Below are 18,061 nucleotides of genomic sequence, written 5' to 3' on the forward strand. Positions count from 1 at the left end.
GCAGTCGCCTGCACTCAGCCCTCGGATATCGTTCTCCGAACGAATATGCAAAGGGCTTGAGGCAGAAGACTGGATAACCAGCTTCTTGGCGTCCGTTGTCACGGGACAGGTCCATGGTTACTTTTGGGGCTCTTTTCCAAAAGTGACCCGCTGTAAGAGCGGAACCCTAAGTGGCCGTTACCGCAGCAACGGATATGTACTCGGCCTGACATCCTGGTCGACTGTCAGGCCGCCATCGGGGGCAAGTCGAATCGTCGCACCGCCCCTCCCACATTTGGATAGGAGACAATCAGTCAAATGTCGCCGGGCTGTGGATCCGTCACAGCAACAATCTCCCAGCCACAACAAAAAATGCCCACCCCCGCCAAGGGATAGGCATTTTTCCTCCAACCATTACTGCTTGGCGTGCTTGGCCTGTACCTCAGGCATCGCCGAAGAGTGATGATTAAGAATTTTCCACTGGCCACCCACCTGCTCATAGACGAAGGTGTAGCGTGCCTGCACATGGCGCACCTTGCCGTCCGACTCGGTCAGGGTGAAGGTGTAGACGCCACTGTCCATGGCCACGTTGCTGCCCAGTTGGCGGATCTCGCGGTAGTTGATCTGGCCCACCGGCTTGAGCGCCAGGAAGTGGTCGAAGTAATCCTTGATCTGCTCCGGCGTCGTGCGCACCTGGTTGGACACGGTCGGCTGCAACACAGCGCCCGGCGCGTACAGGTCCACCACCGATTTCACGTTGCCGGTCTGCAAGGCGTTGTTCCAGCGGTCGAATAAACCGGCAATCTCGCGGTCTTTGACATTGGCCGGCGCCTGGGCCACCTCACGGTAGACATACGGGGCCGTCTCGGCGGCGTGAACAAACGGTACGCTCAGGGCAAACATCAGAGCGATTGGGGCGATCTTGAATTTCATGGCGTTACTCCAGTGGTCGTCGTTGAGACCACTTTGCCAACCTGCCCGCTGCCCGCCATCGGCCAACCGGAGGTATTTACCTATGCCATTTGGCAGATAGCGCCCAAGGTGTCCGAGCATGTTTAATAGCTACCCCTTGAATAGCTACCCCTCACGCCCGCAGCAATGGAGTATCACCCATGCATGACACGCCCCATGACCCCGGCAGTGCCTTGGCCATGCGCGCGCATTTCCGTCAATCGGAAAGTCGTACGGCGCGCCTGCGCCTGTTGGTGGATACCGGCCAGCAACTGCGCCAGCTGAGCCCCGACGCCATGCGCGAACACGTGCTCGCGCGGGCCTGCGCGTTTCTGGCGATGGACCACGGGCTGCTGCTGGAGTGGGACGCCGAGGGCGTCGCCTACACCGGCGCCCGCCATGGCAACCCGGCGCGATTGGGCAGCCTGGCCGCCCTCGCCGACCGCAGCCTGCGCACACCGTGTTGGCAGGAACGGCCATCGGAGGACTTGCCCAGCGTCTTGCAAGTACCGTTGCGCGCCGGTGACGGCCAGGCCTTTGGCGTACTGGTGCTGGGCAATAGCATCAGCCTGCGGGCGCCGGAGCACGAAGACAGCGAATCCCTGCAACTGCTCGCCACATTGCTGGCGGCCCACCTGGAAAACGATCGGCTGCTGACCACCCTCAAGCTGCGCGATAAAACCCTGTCCGACCTGGTCAACCGCTTGCTTCGCGCCCAGGAGGACGAACGCAAGCGCGTGGCCTACGACCTGCACGATGGCCTGGCGCAAACCCTCGCGGGCCTGCACCAACGGCTGCAAGGTTTTGCCGGACGCTGCCCGCCGCTGCCAGAGGCATTGGCTGCCGACCTGCAGGCGATTCTTACCCTGGCCCAACACTCGGTTGGCGAGGGCCGGCAACTGATCGCGGGCCTGCGTCCCACGGTGCTGGATGATTTCGGCTTGTTCAAAGCCCTCGATAAAGAAGCCGACCGCCTGCGCGACGCCGGAATCAATGTGGTGTGGCAGGCGCACTGTGAAACGCGCTTACCCAGCCAGGTGGAAATCGCCTTGTTCCGGATCGGCCAGGAAGCCATCAACAACGTGCTCAAACATGCGCGCGCAAGTCGGGTGCAACTGACCCTGGCACTGCACGACGACCACGCGTCCCTGCGGCTGGACGACAATGGCAAAGGCTTCACTTCGGCGCCATCCCTTGATGACGCCCAGCACCTGGGCCTCGCCACCATGCAGGAGCGCGCCAGCCTGCTGGGCGGCAGCTTCACCTGCGTCAGCGCAGTCGACGGCGGTACCCAGCTGCACGCCCGCGTGCCAGCCCACTTGATTGGAGTACCTCAATGACCCACGTCTTGCGCCTGGTGCTGGCGGACGATCATGAAGTCACGCGCACCGGCTTCGTTTCCCTGCTGGCCGGCCATCCGCAGTTCGAGGTGGTCGGTCAAGCCAGCGATGGCCTGCAAGCGGTGGAGCTGTGTGAGCAATTGCTGCCGGATATCGTCATCCTCGACATCCGCATGCCCGGGCTCAACGGCTTGGGCGCCGCACGCTTGCTGCAACAACGCCTGCCGGCGGTGAAGGTGGTGATGTTCACCATGGACGACAGCCCCGAGTACCTGGAAGCAGCCATGAATGCCGGTGCGGTGGGCTACTTGCTCAAAGACGCCAGCCGTGCCGAGGTGATCCAGGCGCTGCAACAAGTGGCCGCCGGCGGCGAGGCGCTCAACACGGCGGTCAGCGCCCGGCTGTTGCGGCGCATGACCGAACGCCAGGCCAGCGGTGCCGTCGCCAACGAACAGCTCACCCCACGGGAGCGCCAGGTCCTCGGTTTGGTCGCCAATGGTATGAGCAACCGGGCCATCGGCGAGCATCTGGGCATTACCACCGGCACGGCCAAGGCCCATGTCGAGCGGGTGATCGGCAAGCTCGGCGCGGCCGACCGCACCCAGGCAGCCGTGCGGGGCATTGCCTTGGGCCTGGTGACGCCACTATGAGGCGACGTTGGACCGACCTGCCGTTGCGCGGCAAGGCGCTGGTCGTGATTTCGCTGCCACTGGTGGTGCTGTTGCTGTCGCTGGTGCTGATCTACACCACGGAGCGCCAGACCGCCCGCGCCGAAGAGGATGTGCGCCGCGTTTTGCGCGTGCAAAGCGATATTCAGGCCGTGCATACCCTACTCGCGGAAGCCGCCGCCAGTGTGCGCGGTTACCTGCTCACCCGCCGCGAAGACTTCCTGCCCAGCTACCTGAACGCCAAGCCCCAGATCGAGTCAGCCTTGCTTCGACTGGACCGCAACGTACGCGATCAACGCGTGCGCGAGCAGCTCAGCGCGATCAAGCCGCTGATCGACGGCAAGATCGACGGGCTGGAGGACATGCTCAAGGACAGTCAGGCCACACCGGAGTCCATCAGTGCCATCCTGATCAGCAACAAGCACATCCTCGATGCCCTGCGCCAACACATCAGCACCATGCTGACCCTTGAAGAGTCGTTGCTGGCTGAACGCAGCGCCGCCGCGTCCGAAACCCGCCGACGCTTGTTGCTGTCCACCTGGCTGGCAGCGATCTGCGGACTGTTCGGGGCGATTGTCGCGGTGCTGTTTCTGTCCAAGGGCATTGTGGCCCGGGTGCAGAATGTGCAGCGCAATGCCCAGCGCCTGGCCCTGGGCTCGCCGCTGCTGCCACAGCCGCCGGAAAAAGACGAAATCGGCCAGTTGGGCACCAGCCTGGTGGAGGCCGGGTTATTGCTGGCCGAGCGCGAACGCGCCTTGCGCGACAACGAAGAACGCTTGCGGCTGATCATCGATGGGGTCAAGGACTACGGGATCTTCGCCCTCGACACGGCGGGCCATGTCACCAGTTGGAACAATGGCGCCGAGCGGATCAAGGGCTATACCGAACAGGAGATCATCGGCCAGCATTTCTCGGTGTTCTACCTGCCCCAGGAATGCCCGCAGCACCCGGACATGGCGTTGCGCGAAGCCACCCGCAACGGCGATTACACCGAAGAAGGCTGGCGCTGCCGCAAGGACGGCACGCGGTTCTGGGCCAGCGTGGTGATCACCGCGCAATACGACGGCACCGGCGCCCTGCGCGGTTTCTCGAAGATCACCCGCGACATCACCGACCGCCGCGCGGCGGAGATCGCCCTGCGTACGGCCCGCGAGGAAGCCGAGCGCGCCAGCCGTGCCAAAAGCGAGTTCCTGTCGCGCATGAGCCATGAACTGCGCACCCCACTCAACTCGATCCTGGGTTTTGCACAGTTGTTGGACATGGACGCGCCGAAGGCGCAAAAGGCCGATGTCGGTCACATTCTGCGCGCCGGCCAGCACCTGCTCACGCTGATCAACGAAGTGTTGGACATCGCCAAGATCGAGGCCGGAAGCCTGGCGTTGAATATCGTGCCGATCCCGCTGGCGGGCACCTTGCAAGAGGCGCTGACGCTGGTGTCGCCCATGGCCGCCGACGCGGGCGTGCAGTTGCAGCCACTGCCGGCGCTGGCGGCGGATACGGGCATCGTTGCCGACCGCCAACGCCTGACCCAGGTGCTGCTGAACCTGCTGTCCAACGCGATCAAATACAACCGGCGCGATGGCCAGGTGAGCATTGAGGTGGGCGTCCATGAGCAGCGTATCCGCGTGTCGGTGTGCGATACCGGCAATGGCATCGCCGCCGATCATATCGGCCAGCTGTTCAAGCCTTTCGAACGCCTGGGGGCCGACCCGAATGTGGAAGGCAGCGGCCTGGGCCTGGCACTGAGTAAAAGCCTGCTGGAAAACATGGACGGCCAACTCACGGTGCAGAGCCAACCCGGCATCGGGTCGCGCTTCAGCCTGGAACTGCCCTTCGTGCGCGTGGCGCAATCCCAGCCGATTGCCATCCCCCTCATCGACACCGAATTGACGCGCCCTGCCCCCGTCATCAGCACCTTCGAGGGCAAGGTGTTGTGCATCGAAGACAACCTCTCCAGCCTGGCGCTGATCGAAACCCTGCTGCAACGGCGGCCGGGTATACGACTGCTGTCGAGCATGCAAGGCCAACTGGGCCTGGACCTCGCCGCGCAGCATGCGCCACAGCTGATTCTGCTGGATGTGTCCCTGCCGGACATGAATGGCTTGAAGGTGCTGCAACGCTTGCGCCAGTCACCGATCACCCGCGACACACCGGTACTGATGATCACCGCCGACGCCAGCGACCTTACCCGCCAGGCTTTGCAGGAAGCAGGCGCCACCGCGGTATTGAACAAACCGATCAACGTGCCGGCGTTTCTCGCCCACCTCGACCAAGCTTTTCCGGAGCCCGCGTGAACCTCGACCTGCGTATCCTCATAATCGATGACCAACGCCCGAACCTCGACCTGGTGGAGCAACTGCTGGCGCGCGAAGGGCTCACCAACGTGCTGAGCAGCACCCAGCCGCTGCGCACCCTGGAGTTGTTCAACAGCTTCGAACCGGACCTGGTGATCCTCGACCTGCACATGCCGGAGTTCGACGGCTTTGCGGTGCTGGAACAACTCAACCGGCGCATCCCCCAGGGTGAATACCTGCCGATCCTGGTGCTCACCGCCGACGCGACCCGCGACACGCGCCTGCGCGCCCTGGCCCTGGGCGCCCGGGACTTCATCAGCAAACCCCTGGACGCGCTGGAAACCATGCTGCGGGTGTGGAACCTGCTGGAAACCCGGGTGCTGTACAAGACCTTGCGCACGCTGGTGCCGGCGGATCAGATTGAGTTGTTGCAGCGCGGCGGTTCAACGGCTATTCAGCGTCGCTAGTATTCGAGCGGAGCGCGCCAGATGCGCTACGTCAGCGAGAAATGGCTGGCGGGGGGTGTTCGCTGCAACAACGACCGGGCATCGCACCGCTTCTGGCCTGAAGCACCAAGTGTTGCGAGCACCGCAACAGTCCTTTGTCATCACGCCCATTGATAGCACCCTAACGAAACCCCCATGCTAGAGGGCTAATCCCGCGCTTATATCATTCCGAATGATAGTTACCTTTGCTTCATTCGATTCGTGACATACCGCCTCGCCGCGCATGATCCGCCCATCTCAAATACATTGGCGGATGCACCTCATGGAACAGTCACTCAAACATTTGCGCTTCCCCCTGGCGATCCTGGCCGTGGTGGTGATGAGCGCGTGCGGCAAGACCCCGGAACAAGCGGCCGCCATGCCAGCTGCGAAAGTCAGCGTAGCCAAGGTGCTTGAGCAGCCGGTCAACGAGTGGGATGAGTTCACCGGTCGCCTGGAAGCGCCCGAAACCGTACAGATTCGTCCACGGGTCTCTGGCCAGATTGACCAAGTCGCTTTCACCGAAGGCGCTTTGGTCAAGAAAGGCGACCTGCTGTTCCAGATCGACCCGCGTCCGTTCCAGGCCGAAGTGCGCCGCCTGGAAGCCCAACTGGCTCAAACCAAAGCCGCCGCCACCCGCAGCGACAACGAAGCCCAGCGCGGCGAACGCCTGCGCCAGAGTAATGCGATCTCCGCCGAACTGGCCGACTCGCGCACCACCGCCGCCCAGGAAGCCCGCGCCGCCGTCGCCGGGATCCAGGCGCAGTTGGACCTGGCCAAGCTGAACCTGAGCTTCACCCGCGTGACCTCGCCGATCAGCGGCCGCGTCAGCCGCGCCGAAATCACCGCCGGCAACCTGGTGACCGCCGACGTCACCGCGCTGACCAGCGTGGTCTCCACCGACAAGGTCTACGCCTACTTCGACGCCGATGAACGTGTGTACCTCAAGTACACCGAACTCGCGCGCCAAGGCCGCCGTGGCGCCACCACCCCGGTGTACCTGGGCCTGTCGAATGAAACCGGCAACCCGCATCTGGGCCAGATGAACTTCGTCGACAACCAGGTCAACCCGGCCACCGGCACCATCCGTGGGCGCGCCGTGTTCGACAACAGCAAGGGCGAATACACCCCTGGCCTGTATGCGCGCCTGAAACTGGTCGGCAGCGGCACCTACTCCGCCGTGCTGATCAACGACGAGGCCGTCGGCACCGACCTGGGCAAGAAGTTCGTGCTGGTGATGGAAGGCGACAAGCCGGCGTATCGCGCGGTGGAACTGGGGCCGAAGATTGAAGGCTTGCGCATCGTGCGCAGCGGCCTGAACAAGGACGACACCATTATCGTCAAGGGCCTGCAACGTGCGCGTCCCGGCTCGCCGGTCGCCCCGGAAACCATCCCGATGGCCAGCAAGGAAACCCTCGCCGCCTTGGCCCAACAACGACAAGCGCTTGAAGCCAGCAACCTGGAGCAAGTGGCGCCGGAAAAAACCGCGCCCAAGCTCGCAGCCGTTGCGACTCCACGCGGTTAAGGGATACGACTCAAGATGAATTTTTCCAAGTTCTTCATTTCGCGGCCGATCTTCGCAGCAGTGCTGTCGCTGCTGATCCTGATCGCCGGTGCGATCTCGCTGTTCCAATTGCCGATCAGCGAATACCCGGAAGTGGTGCCGCCGACCGTGGTGGTACGCGCCAACTTCCCGGGCGCCAACCCCAAGGTCATCGGTGAAACCGTGGCCGCGCCGTTGGAGCAAGCCATCACCGGCGTGGAGGGCATGCTGTACATGTCCTCGCAGTCGACCGCCGACGGCAAGCTGACCCTGACCATCACCTTCGCCCTGGGCACCGACCTGGACAACGCGCAGGTGCAGGTGCAAAACCGCGTGACGCGAACTCAGCCAAAACTGCCTGAGGAAGTGACGCGCATCGGTATTACCGTGGACAAGGCCTCCCCCGACCTGACCATGGTGGTGCACTTGACCTCCCCGGATCAGCGCTACGACATGCTGTACCTGTCCAACTACGCGATCCTCAATATCAAGGATGAGCTGGCCCGCTTGGGCGGCGTCGGCGACGTGCAGTTGTTCGGCATGGGCGATTACTCCCTGCGTGTATGGCTGGATCCGAACAAGACCGCCTCGCGCAACCTGACCGCGACCGATGTGGTCACCGCGATCCGCGAGCAGAACCGCCAGGTGGCAGCCGGTGCCCTGGGCGCGCAGCCTGCGCCGAGTGATACCAGCTTCCAGCTGTCGGTGAATACCCAGGGCCGCCTGGTCACCGAGGAAGAGTTCGAGAACATTGTGATCCGCGCCGGCGCCAACGGTGAAATCACGCGCCTCAAGGACATCGCCCGGGTCGAACTGGGCTCCAGCCAATACGCGCTGCGCTCGCTGATCGATAACCAGCCGGCCGTCGCGATTCCGATTTTCCAGCGTCCCGGCTCCAATGCCATCGACATCTCCAACGATGTACGCAGCAAGATGGCCGAGCTGAAAAAGAGCTTTCCGGCGGGCATGGATTACCGCATCGCCTATGACCCGACGATCTTTGTGCGCGGTTCCATCGAAGCGGTGGTGCACACCCTGTTCGAAGCACTGATCCTCGTGGTGCTGGTGGTCATCCTGTTCCTGCAGACCTGGCGCGCCTCGATCATTCCGTTGGTGGCGGTGCCGGTATCGTTGATCGGTACGTTTGCGGTGATGCACCTGTTCGGGTTCTCGCTCAACGCGCTGTCGCTGTTCGGATTGGTACTGGCCATCGGCATCGTGGTGGACGACGCCATCGTGGTGGTGGAGAACGTCGAACGTAATATCGAGCTGGGCCTGGAGCCGTTCCCGGCGACTGAAAAAGCCATGAGTGAAGTGACCGGCCCGATCATCGCCACGGCGCTGGTGCTGTGTGCGGTGTTCATTCCAGCCGCGTTTATCAGTGGCTTGACCGGGCAGTTCTACAAACAGTTCGCCTTGACCATTGCGATCTCTACGGTGATCTCGGCGTTCAACTCGCTGACCCTGTCCCCTGCCCTGGCCGCCGTGTTGCTGCGCGGTCACGACGCACCGAAGGATCGTTTCTCGAAGGTCCTCGACAAGCTCCTCGGTGGTTGGCTGTTCCGTCCCTTCAACCGCTTTTTCGAAAAGTCCAGCCATGGCTACGTGAGTACCGTACGCCGGGTGATTCGCGGCACGGGCATTGCCCTGTTCGTGTACGCCGGCCTGATGGTGCTGACCTTCTTCGGGTTTGCCCACACCCCGACCGGCTTCGTACCGGCGCAGGACAAGCAATACCTGGTGGCCTTCGCCCAACTGCCCGACGCTGCGAGCCTGGACCGCACCGAAAACGTGATGAAGCGCATGTCGGAGATCGCCCTGAAACAGCCCGGCGTGGAAAGCGCGATTGCCTTCCCTGGCCTGTCGATCAACGGGTTCACCAACAGCCCGAACAGCGGCATCGTGTTCGTGACCTTGAAACCGTTCGATGAGCGTAAAGACGCGAGCATGTCCGCTGGGGCAATTGCCGGTGCGTTGAATGGCCAGTACGCCAACATCGAAGAAGCCTACATGGCGATCTTCCCACCGCCGCCGGTACAAGGCCTGGGCACCATCGGCGGGTTCCGCCTGCAGATCGAAGACCGTGGCAACCTGGGGTATGACGAGCTGTACAAAGAAGTGCAGAACGTCATCACCAAGAGCCGTGGCGTGCCCGAGTTGTTCGGCCTGTTCACCAGCTACACGGTCAACGTGCCCCAGGTCGATGCCGCCATCGACCGCGAAAAGGCCAAGACCCACGGCGTGGCGATCAGCGACATCTTCGACACCCTGCAGGTCTACCTGGGCTCGTTGTATGCCAACGACTTCAACCGCTTCGGGCGGACCTATCAGGTCAACGTGCAGGCTGAGCAACAGTTCCGCCAGGACTCCGACCAGATCGGCCAGCTGAAAGTGCGCAATAACAAGGGCGAGATGATCCCGTTGGCGACCTTTATCAAGGTCAGCGACACCTCGGGCCCGGACCGCGTGATGCACTACAACGGCTTTATCACCGCCGAAATCAACGGCAACGCGGCACCGGGCTACAGCTCCGGCCAGGCCCAGGCAGCGATTGAAAAACTGTTGAAGGATGAACTGCCCAACGGCATGACCTACGAGTGGACCGACCTGACCTATCAGCAAATCCTCTCGGGCAACACTGCGCTGTTCGTGTTCCCACTCTGCGTACTGCTGGCGTTCCTGGTACTGGCCGCCCAATACGAAAGCTGGAGCCTGCCACTGGCAGTGATCCTGATCGTACCGATGACGCTGCTGTCGGCCATCACCGGGGTGATCATCTCGGGCGGCGACAACAACATCTTCACCCAGATCGGCCTGATCGTACTGGTGGGCCTGGCCTGTAAGAACGCGATTCTGATCGTCGAATTCGCCAAGGACAAACAGCAGGAAGGCCTCGACCCGCTCGCCGCGGTACTGGAAGCCTGCCGCCTGCGTCTGCGGCCGATCCTGATGACCTCGTTCGCCTTCATCATGGGTGTGGTGCCACTGGTGTTGTCCAGCGGTGCCGGTGCCGAGATGCGGCATGCCATGGGCGTGGCGGTGTTCTCCGGGATGATCGGGGTGACCTTCTTCGGTCTGTTGCTGACGCCAGTGTTCTACGTACTGATCCGTCGCTATGTGGAGCGCAGCGAAGCGCGCAAAGCGGCCAAGGCCTTGAAGCTGGAGACACAGCAATGAGTGTGAAAGTATTCCTGCCGAGCTTGCTGGTACTGGCGCTGAGCGCCTGTGCCGTGGGCCCGGACTACCAGACCCAGACCCCGGAGGCGGCGAATATCACCGCCGCCGCGGATGCCAAGCAGTATGACCACGCCAAGTTCGAAGGCATCTGGTGGCAGCAGTTCGACGACCCGACCCTCAACCAGTTGGTCACACAATCGCTGCAAGGCAACCGTGATTTGCGCGTGGCGTTTGCCCGTCTGCGCGCTGCTCGTGCAATCCGCGATGACGCCAGCAACGATGCCATGCCGACGATTACCAGCCGCGTCAGCAGCGACCAGGGCAAGGGCCAGATCCCGGGCCAGACCACCCGCCGCGTGAAGACCGAGCGTTACGACCTGGGCCTGGACATGGCCTGGGAACTGGACCTGTTCGGGCGCATCCAGCGCAACCTGGAAGCCACCGACGCCGACCAGCAGGCCGCCGAGGCCGACCTGTACCAACTGCAAGTCACCCTGATTGCCGAACTGGTGGACGCCTACGGTCAACTGCGCGGCGCGCAACTGCGTGAACGTATTGCCCTCGACAACCTGAAGAACCAGCAGGACTCGCGCACCATCACCGTCAGCCTGCGCGACGCCGGTGTGGGTGACCAACTCGATGTGGAGCGCGCCGACGCACGCCTCGCGGCCGTGGAAGCCAGCGTGCCGCAACTGCAAGCCGAACAGGTGCGTGAGCGTAACCGCATCGCCACCCTCCTCGGCCAGCGTCCCGACAAGCTGAGCGTGGACCTGGGCCCGAAAGACCTGCCGGCGATTGCCAAGGCGTTGCCGATCGGTGACCCAGGGCAACTGCTGCAACGGCGCCCGGACATCCTCAGCGCCGAACGCAAACTGGCCGCCGCCACCGCGCGTATCGGCGTGGCCAAGGCCGACCTGTTCCCACGGGTCAGCCTCAGCGGCTTCCTCGGCTTTACCGCCGGGCGCGGTTCGCAGATCGGTTCGTCCGCCGCAAATGCCTGGGCCCTTGGCCCGAGCATCACCTGGGCGGCATTCGACCTGGGCAGCGTACGTGCTCGCTTGCGTGGCGCAGACGCCGAAGCCGATGGCGCCCTGGCGAGCTACGAGCAGCAAGTGCTGCTGGCGCTGGAAGAGTCCGAGAATGCCTTCAGTGATTACGGCAAGCGTCAGCAACGCCTGGTCTCGCTGATCCGTCAAAGCGAATCCAGCCGCGCCGCCGCCGACCTCGCCGCGATCCGCTACCGCGAAGGCACCGTGGACTTCCTCGTCCTGCTCGACGCCCAACGCGAACGCCTGGCCGCCGAAGACTCACAGGCCCAGGCCGAAGTGGACCTGTATCGCGGGATTGTGGCGATCTACAAGGCGCTGGGGGGTGGCTGGAAGCCAGACACCGTCGTGGCGACTGCCAAGTAACGTAAAGAGCTCCTTTGGTTGGTCGCATCCAGCCAATTTTTAGCCCCGTGGCCTATTTGGCCATGGGGCTTTTTTTGATTAATGTCCCAGCCATCTATAGAGGGTGTCGGCTGTGGCAACCGTTAAAAAAACCACGCCCCCCAGCATCATGCTTTGAAGTACATGCTTAAGGCCGCGAGGAAAGTCCTGCACTTGCTGCCGGTCCACAACACCGCGCCGTATGTTCAACCGTGGCATTGATACCGTCGCCATGACGACGTACAGTCGAATCACCCTCCCCAGTATCCAATCACCCCAGATGCGCTTGTGAGAAGTGACAAGACTGCATTTGTTTAATCGGTCCTCCATCTCATCCAGTCGTGTATACGCCAGAACAATGCCCGTCACATTAAAGGCAAGGGCCAAACACATGACTCCCAGATCAAACCAAAATTTCTGAGGGTGATTGAACAAGTAATCAATACTCATAGATTTTCTCGCCTACGGTTTCCCCGAACGATCCCCCATAACTGCCACCAATCGCACCACCGGTTCCCCCTCCTATTAACAGGCAGCCCAATGACACTGGCCCGGTTGTGGGGGCCAATACGACAAGACATAGCGCGGTTACCAAAGCCCCACCTGCCATTCCGCCCACAACGCTTGCGCCCAGCTTACCCACCTCCACATACTTCGCCTTACTACACTGCTCCTCCCTCCCCGTTGAACACGCCTCCTTGATCTCCAGCGCAGTAGATGCAGTACTCAACGCAATCCCCAACGGCGTCCCGGCTTTAAGCACCTTCGACGTCCTGGCAATCTTCGCAATCCTCTCGGCATACCGCCTGATCTCTCCGGTATGCAGATAGCTCCTGGTGGAAATCCCCAGCATCTTCTTGATTGACCCGTCATTACGCAAGCCGGTGCCGTAACGGGCGAACCCACGCATTTGCCCTTCCAGTTTGGTAAACAAAACCTGGCGACGTGCCAAAAAATCCTCCCGTGCAGCACCGCCGCCTCGGCGCAGGGACTGTTTGTGCAAGGCGTCAATTTCTTCCAGGGTCTTGGCGATGTCCTTCAAGTGCCGACTCCATGCATCGCCCGCCGTGCCGATCCCGAGCGAGGTGTAGCCGAGCAGGCTCTGCAACAGGTCATAGTTCTGCAAAGCGAAGCCGGCTCCGCCTTCGGCCATCACGCTATGGCGGATACCCCAGGCGGACTGCATCAACCGAGCCTCCTGCGGCGTACAGGTCGCGGTCGTATGATCCCCGACGATCACCAGTTGGCCCGGTAGAACCACTACGTTGCGGATATGGCTGTTGAGGAAGTCGAACTTCTCGGCGGCAGGTCTGCTCAGGTCAAGACGCGCCTTGAGTTCAGTCGAGGTTTGCTGCCGGTCGTTGATAAACGCATAAGGCTGAGGCACGGGAAAGTCCTCAGCGATTCAGGTGGGATTGGGAGAAAGCCATGCATTCGGTCCTTATCGAATGGAGATGGCTGCGAAATGTAAGGAACACTCAGTTGAGCTGTCGTGGTTTTAACGGCTGAATGTGCCGGGCATTTTTGACTTTGGGAAAAGAGCTACGAGGCGAACTCCAGACTCTGTCAGAAACTTATCTGGGCCAGCGCGGCGACAAGCTGACCGTGGACCTGAACTCGAACGACCTGCCAGCGATTGCCAAGGCGTTGCCGATCGGTTGGAGCCATCGGCAAGTGATTTAAGAGCGGCTTTGGTTGGTCGCATCCAGCCAATTTTTAGCCCCGTGGTCTATTCGGTCATGGGGCTTTTTTTGGCTGCAGCAACGCCTGAGCGCTGACCCGCATGTTTGGTCGGCCGGACGGCTACCTGGCCGCCCTGATTTGCTGATCAACGTGAAAACGCATCGGAATATTGACCTTCGACGCGGCTTTGTCAGCGATCTCCACAGTAGTCCATTCGAACATTCTGGAAACCCAATAGGTCAGCTCACCCTCCTCGACCATCACCTCATAGCGCCCGTTCGTGTCCGGAACCAAGCGTGCTTCGCGCATCAACGGTATCAACGGCTTGAGACGCTCGGGGTCGGTGATATTAAAGGCGATGTTCAGTTGCTTGAGGCGGTCAGCTTCGTCGAAGTACGCCTCCACCACGTAGATCGGCACATCGCCCAATTGATACGGGCGTGACGGTTCCAACGCGCGGTAGTAAGGCATCGGCACCGAATAGGAGAGGTTCCTCTCCAGTTCCACCTTCGGAAAATAACGCTGCAGGATGTCCATGACCTGCGAGCGAGGCATGCCCAGGGTGAAATCACCGATACCCAGGGCCGACCAGGCGGTGAGCGGGAACAAAGCGCAACAAATACAGATTAACCATGACTTAAGCACGACCTGTCTCCCTGAAGACTTTATCCGGCATCGTTAAGAATCAAACTACGATAATGTCCCGGATTCGACCCGCTCCATTTACGAAACGCCTTATAAAACGAACTGGTATCGGCAAACCCCAATCGCTCGGCGATCTGGGCAAAACTGATCTGCGGTTCAGCCAGCCACACGATCGCCAACTCCTTGCGCACGCTGTCCTTGAGCCCCTGATAGCTCTGGCCTTCTTCCGCCAGGCGGCGGCGCAGCGTGGATGCGGAGATGCATAGCGTGGCAGCAAGGCCCTCGGTCTCCGGCCAAGTGTCGGGAGGCATTTGCCGCAGGTCGTGCTTGATGCGTGTAGCCAGGCTGTCGGGGTTGCGGTATTTGACCAGGATGTTGGCCGGCGCGTGGGCGAGGAAGCGCTTGAGTTCTTCGGGGCTGCGCTTGATCGGCAAGTCGAGGCAATCGGCGGAGAAGATCATGCGGGTGCGGGGCCGATCAAAACGCAGGTTGTCCGAAAACATCACCTGGTAGTCATCGCAAAAGTCCGGCTGCGAGCAGCGCAGTTCGATGGCCAGGATCGGAATGCGCCGCCCCGCCAGCCAGCAGGCGACGCCGTGGACGATCATCCAATAGGTGAAATAGGTGAACGCTCGATTGGGCTCAGCTTCTGGTTCGAGCAACACGATTTCCGCCAGGCTCTGTTGACGCACCAGCTGGGCTGGCATGTGTTCCAGCATCAGTGAGAGGAAACCCAGGGCGGTTTGCAGGCCCGCTGCCAGGCTGGGTTGGGCAATGGCGGCGCGGCAAAGGAACTCGAGGCTGCCGGACTTGAGCTTGCGCGGGTCCATGCCGAAGAACTCATCGTCCATGCGCCTTGCCAGCAAGCGCCACAAACGTGCGTAGGCAGTGGCCGGAACGCGAGCGTCGGGTTGCTCCAGCAATGCCGGATCGATACCGACCTTGCTCAAGATTTCGACGGTGGCCGGCCCCGGTGCGCAGCTCTGCAATAAGGCCTCGCGCACGAGGTGGAGGGAGATGGTGTCTTTTTCCGACATGGGTGCAGTCCGTGCCCTGTGTGGCGTGAAGTGCGGCCATCTTAGGCAGTCACGCGGCAAAAGAGTAGGCACCGAAGTAGTGGTCTCGGGTATTCTGCGCCGGGATTTTTACCGACAGGGAGTTGAATCAATGAGTTGCTGGGAAGTACTTGGGCTGCCGTCCGACGCCGATGCTCGCAGTATCAAGCGCCAATACGCGGTGTTGCTCAAGCAGCATCGTCCTGATGAAGACCCTGTCGGCTTCCAGCGCCTGCGCGAGGCCTATGAGCACGCGCTGCAGTGGAGCCGTTATGAAGCACCCGTCGAAGTGCCGCAAGCGCCGCCGGTCGACACGGTGCAGCCCGCTGCCGCTGAGCCCGACACGCGCTACGACCAGGCGCAAGCCCTGGTGGCCAATGCCACGCCGGCCAATCTCGCGCTTCTCTATCAACAAGCCCAGGACAATGAGTGCGCCGAGGCTTTTGAAGGCCTGTTGCTGCAACGCTGCCTGAGTGGCGCGGCCCCCGAAATTGCGGACTGGGCCGTGACACACCTGCACTGGCTCAGCCCCTGGCAACGGCAAACACCGGCGCGTTTGCCCGACTATCGTCTGGCCGCACTGCTGGAGCAGATGTTTGCCGACGTCGAACACCGGCTCACCGAGTTACTCGATCAGCAACAGGTCGAGGCCTTCTGCGCCGCCTTGGTCGACGTGCATAACGCCGAATGGCTCACGCCCCTGGCGCGCCATGCGCGGCTCAATGACGTACTCGCGCGTACGCTGCTGGCCAGCACCTTCTGGTCCGAGGCGCTGTTCGACACCTTGTGCAGTGAGCAGGCCTGGTCCGATCAGTACCTGGAAAACCGCTGCCCTGAGCCCGAATGGTCGGCATTAAAGGCACGCAATACACTGGAGCGTTTCAAGGCACAGGCGCACCACCAGGCCAGCCTGGACAGCCGTGATCCCAAGGCGAGTGCGGCCAGATTGCTGTTCGGCGACCTGACGCTGGAGCAACGGCAACGCTTTGCCCGGCGCTTTGGCGAATCCGATTGGAACGCTTGCCGCACCCTCAGTGAAACCCTGCTGAACCAATACCCGGCCCTGTGCGCACAGATGCCCGGTGGAGATCCCTACTTCTGGCGCGACTGGGAGCGCATCAGCCGCCCCTGGCCGATGTTTGTGGCGCTGCTGGGCATGGCCGCAGGCTGGGCGATCCACGACCAGCAACTGACCGACCATACCTTGATGGAATCCCTCGGCATGGCCCCGGCCTGGGCCTTCCTGATCGCCATACCGGCGCTGCTCATCCTGGCAATCTGGCGCCCGGCCACTGATGGTTACGGCGAGATTGACGAGAAGCTCGCCGCCCACCTATCGCCCTGGCTGAGTTTTCGCCGGCCGCCGCCGTTGGTGATCCGCGAGATTCTGCCGTGCTGGGTGCTTGGCCTGTTGATCTGGATCATCCTCGGCAATTACGCGTTCGCCGGCTATGTGTTGACACTGCAGGGCCTGGGGCTGGCGCAGCGCGTACTCGGGCGACCGTCGATACGTGCAGCACTGACGTGGCGTTGGCCTGCGCGACCGTCGACACGCCAATGGGCCACCTGCCTGGGCCTCGGCGCCCTGTTGTTGAGCGCCGCGCTGATGTACGCAAACAACCAACGCATCCACCGTGACGAGGGCTTGCAACCGTTCCTGATGAGCCCTTGCAGTGGGCTCAAAGCCGGCGCGCCGGGGTGTACACCATGAACCGCCTCACCATTGCTGCCCTGTGCACCATCGTGCCCCTGACGCTCAGCGCCGTGGGCCTGCTGACGAATACCGATCTGCTCGCCCCGCTGAAAACCTGGGCCAACCGCCCGGCAGCGCTTGAACACCAGCAAGCCCAGGCGCTGCGCCCGGTGATCGATTGCCTCAACCGAGTCGACAGCAATTGGCGGTTGGCCTACTTCAACTATCGCAGCCGCAGCGCCCGTGCCAACGACCCCAGCCTGGATGTCATCGAGCGTTTTCCCGAGCTGTATCAGCGCGCACAAGGCCCGCAATTGAGCCTGCTGGACTACGACGCCAAACGCCCGGACCTGTGCCTGCTGACGTCCTCGCAAAGAAGCGCGCTGCAACAGTACCTGCCGCAGATCGCCGCACTGCGCAAGGGCTATATGGATCATCTGCTGCGGGTCTATTCAGCGGTAAAAGAGTTCGACTTCTACCCCAACGCAACCGTCCCCGGCCTCGCCCCTGCGCAGCGCGCGATGAGCGATGCGCGGTTCTTCCCGGTGGCGGAAAATTTCCTCGCGGTCTCATCCGAACTGCGCGCCGCCGTGGACAAAGCCGACCGCCAGATACGCTTGCAACAACTGCAGCACTTGCAGGTCCGTGACGAACACCAAATGGCGCTTATCCCCGGCCTGATCCTGCAAACCCGTGACACGATGCACAGCCTTGACCCGCGATCCCCCAAGCAATTGGTGGATGCATTGAGCGACTTACAGCAGACCTGGGATTACGCCCAGCGGTACCTGCGCCCCAATCAACCGACCTCCGATGCCGAGGCCCAACAGCTGTGGCAGCGGATTAAACAACCCGGTTACGCCTACCTTGGCGCGCTGCAAACACTTGCCCGGCATTCAAGCGAAAACCCCGACCCAGAGCGGCTGGACGCTGATTACTTTGAAACTCAACGGCGCTTTGACTTGCTGGTGGACGCCTATAACCAAGCCGTCGGGCAGGACTACTGAACGGCCTTCTCCGGGCCGTTCAGCCACTGTTCAGCAAACGTCAAGATTGGCTGTTTAGTAATGAGTATCATTATGTTACAACTTAGGCTCCTATCTAGTTACGTTCTGGTG

14 protein-coding genes are annotated in these 18,061 nt (G+C 61.9%); 9 read left to right on the forward strand and 5 right to left on the reverse strand.

From position 1 onward, the window contains the following. Positions 1-393: 393 nt before the first annotated feature. Positions 394-912 (reverse strand): SgcJ/EcaC family oxidoreductase, encoded by a 519-nt coding sequence (locus AB1462_RS28205; protein ID WP_090404740.1) that lies wholly within the window; start codon positions 910-912, stop codon positions 394-396. Positions 913-1,091: 179 nt separating this feature from the next. Here AB1462_RS28205 and AB1462_RS28210 point away from each other — a divergent pair, with 179 nt between their 5' ends. From AB1462_RS28210 to AB1462_RS28240, 7 genes are all read left to right on the forward strand, one after another. Further along, positions 1,092-2,270, forward strand: coding sequence for a sensor histidine kinase (locus tag AB1462_RS28210; protein WP_367248576.1), 1,179 nt, complete (start codon positions 1,092-1,094; stop codon positions 2,268-2,270). Continuing rightward, positions 2,267-2,920, forward strand: a complete 654-nt coding sequence (locus AB1462_RS28215) for a response regulator transcription factor (RefSeq protein WP_090404746.1) — start codon at positions 2,267-2,269, stop codon at positions 2,918-2,920. The genes AB1462_RS28210 and AB1462_RS28215 overlap by 4 nt, the downstream gene beginning before the upstream one ends. Continuing rightward, positions 2,917-5,232 carry an ATP-binding protein gene (locus AB1462_RS28220; protein ID WP_367248578.1) on the forward strand — a complete coding sequence of 772 codons (2,316 nt, stop codon included), beginning with the start codon at positions 2,917-2,919 and terminating at the stop codon, positions 5,230-5,232. Before AB1462_RS28215 ends, AB1462_RS28220 begins: the two co-directional genes overlap by 4 nt. Further along, positions 5,229-5,699, forward strand: a complete 471-nt coding sequence (locus AB1462_RS28225; protein ID WP_090404752.1) for a response regulator — start codon at positions 5,229-5,231, stop codon at positions 5,697-5,699. Before AB1462_RS28220 ends, AB1462_RS28225 begins: the two co-directional genes overlap by 4 nt. Positions 5,700-6,000: 301 nt before the next feature. Beyond that, a complete protein-coding gene (gene mexE / locus AB1462_RS28230) occupies positions 6,001-7,242 on the forward strand; it encodes a multidrug efflux RND transporter periplasmic adaptor subunit MexE (protein ID WP_090410005.1) in 1,242 nt (413 codons plus the stop codon). 15 nt (positions 7,243-7,257) lie between these two features. Then, a complete protein-coding gene (locus AB1462_RS28235; protein WP_090404755.1) occupies positions 7,258-10,437 on the forward strand; it encodes an efflux RND transporter permease subunit in 3,180 nt (1,059 codons plus the stop codon). Continuing rightward, the gene (locus tag AB1462_RS28240) at positions 10,434-11,849 is read left to right on the forward strand and encodes an efflux transporter outer membrane subunit (protein WP_259194116.1); all 1,416 of its coding nucleotides are present in this window, start codon (positions 10,434-10,436) and stop codon (positions 11,847-11,849) included. Before AB1462_RS28235 ends, AB1462_RS28240 begins: the two co-directional genes overlap by 4 nt. Before the next feature lie 78 nt (positions 11,850-11,927). Here the strand turns inward: AB1462_RS28240 and AB1462_RS28245 are convergent, their stop codons facing one another. From AB1462_RS28245 to AB1462_RS28260, 4 genes are all read right to left on the reverse strand, one after another. Then, positions 11,928-12,317: a hypothetical protein gene (locus AB1462_RS28245; RefSeq protein ID WP_315338934.1), complete on the reverse strand. Its 390-nt coding sequence runs from the start codon at positions 12,315-12,317 to the stop codon at positions 11,928-11,930. After that, entirely contained in the window at positions 12,307-13,254 is a 948-nt protein-coding gene (locus AB1462_RS28250) for a hypothetical protein (RefSeq protein WP_367248580.1), read from the reverse strand. The genes AB1462_RS28245 and AB1462_RS28250 overlap by 11 nt, the downstream gene beginning before the upstream one ends. Positions 13,255-13,670: 416 nt before the next feature. Then, on the reverse strand, positions 13,671-14,195 hold the full coding sequence (locus AB1462_RS28255) for a hypothetical protein (RefSeq protein ID WP_367248582.1): 525 nt from the start codon (positions 14,193-14,195) through the stop codon (positions 13,671-13,673). Positions 14,196-14,215: 20 nt separating this feature from the next. Further along, complete coding sequence (locus tag AB1462_RS28260) at positions 14,216-15,232, reverse strand: AraC family transcriptional regulator (RefSeq protein ID WP_367248583.1); 1,017 nt, start codon at positions 15,230-15,232, stop codon at positions 14,216-14,218. Positions 15,233-15,362: 130 nt separating this feature from the next. On the opposite strand from AB1462_RS28260, the gene AB1462_RS28265 reads away from it, so the two are divergent. Together AB1462_RS28265 and AB1462_RS28270 are read left to right on the forward strand one after the other, a co-directional pair. Continuing rightward, complete coding sequence (locus tag AB1462_RS28265; protein ID WP_367248585.1) at positions 15,363-16,961, forward strand: hypothetical protein; 1,599 nt, start codon at positions 15,363-15,365, stop codon at positions 16,959-16,961. Next, positions 16,958-17,950 (forward strand): hypothetical protein, encoded by a 993-nt coding sequence (locus tag AB1462_RS28270; RefSeq protein ID WP_259194120.1) that lies wholly within the window; start codon positions 16,958-16,960, stop codon positions 17,948-17,950. The genes AB1462_RS28265 and AB1462_RS28270 overlap by 4 nt, the downstream gene beginning before the upstream one ends. The last annotated feature ends 111 nt before the right edge of the window (positions 17,951-18,061 follow it).

The organism is Pseudomonas sp. SB113, from assembly GCF_040754745.1.
Lineage (GTDB): Bacteria > Pseudomonadota > Gammaproteobacteria > Pseudomonadales > Pseudomonadaceae > Aquipseudomonas > Aquipseudomonas grimontii.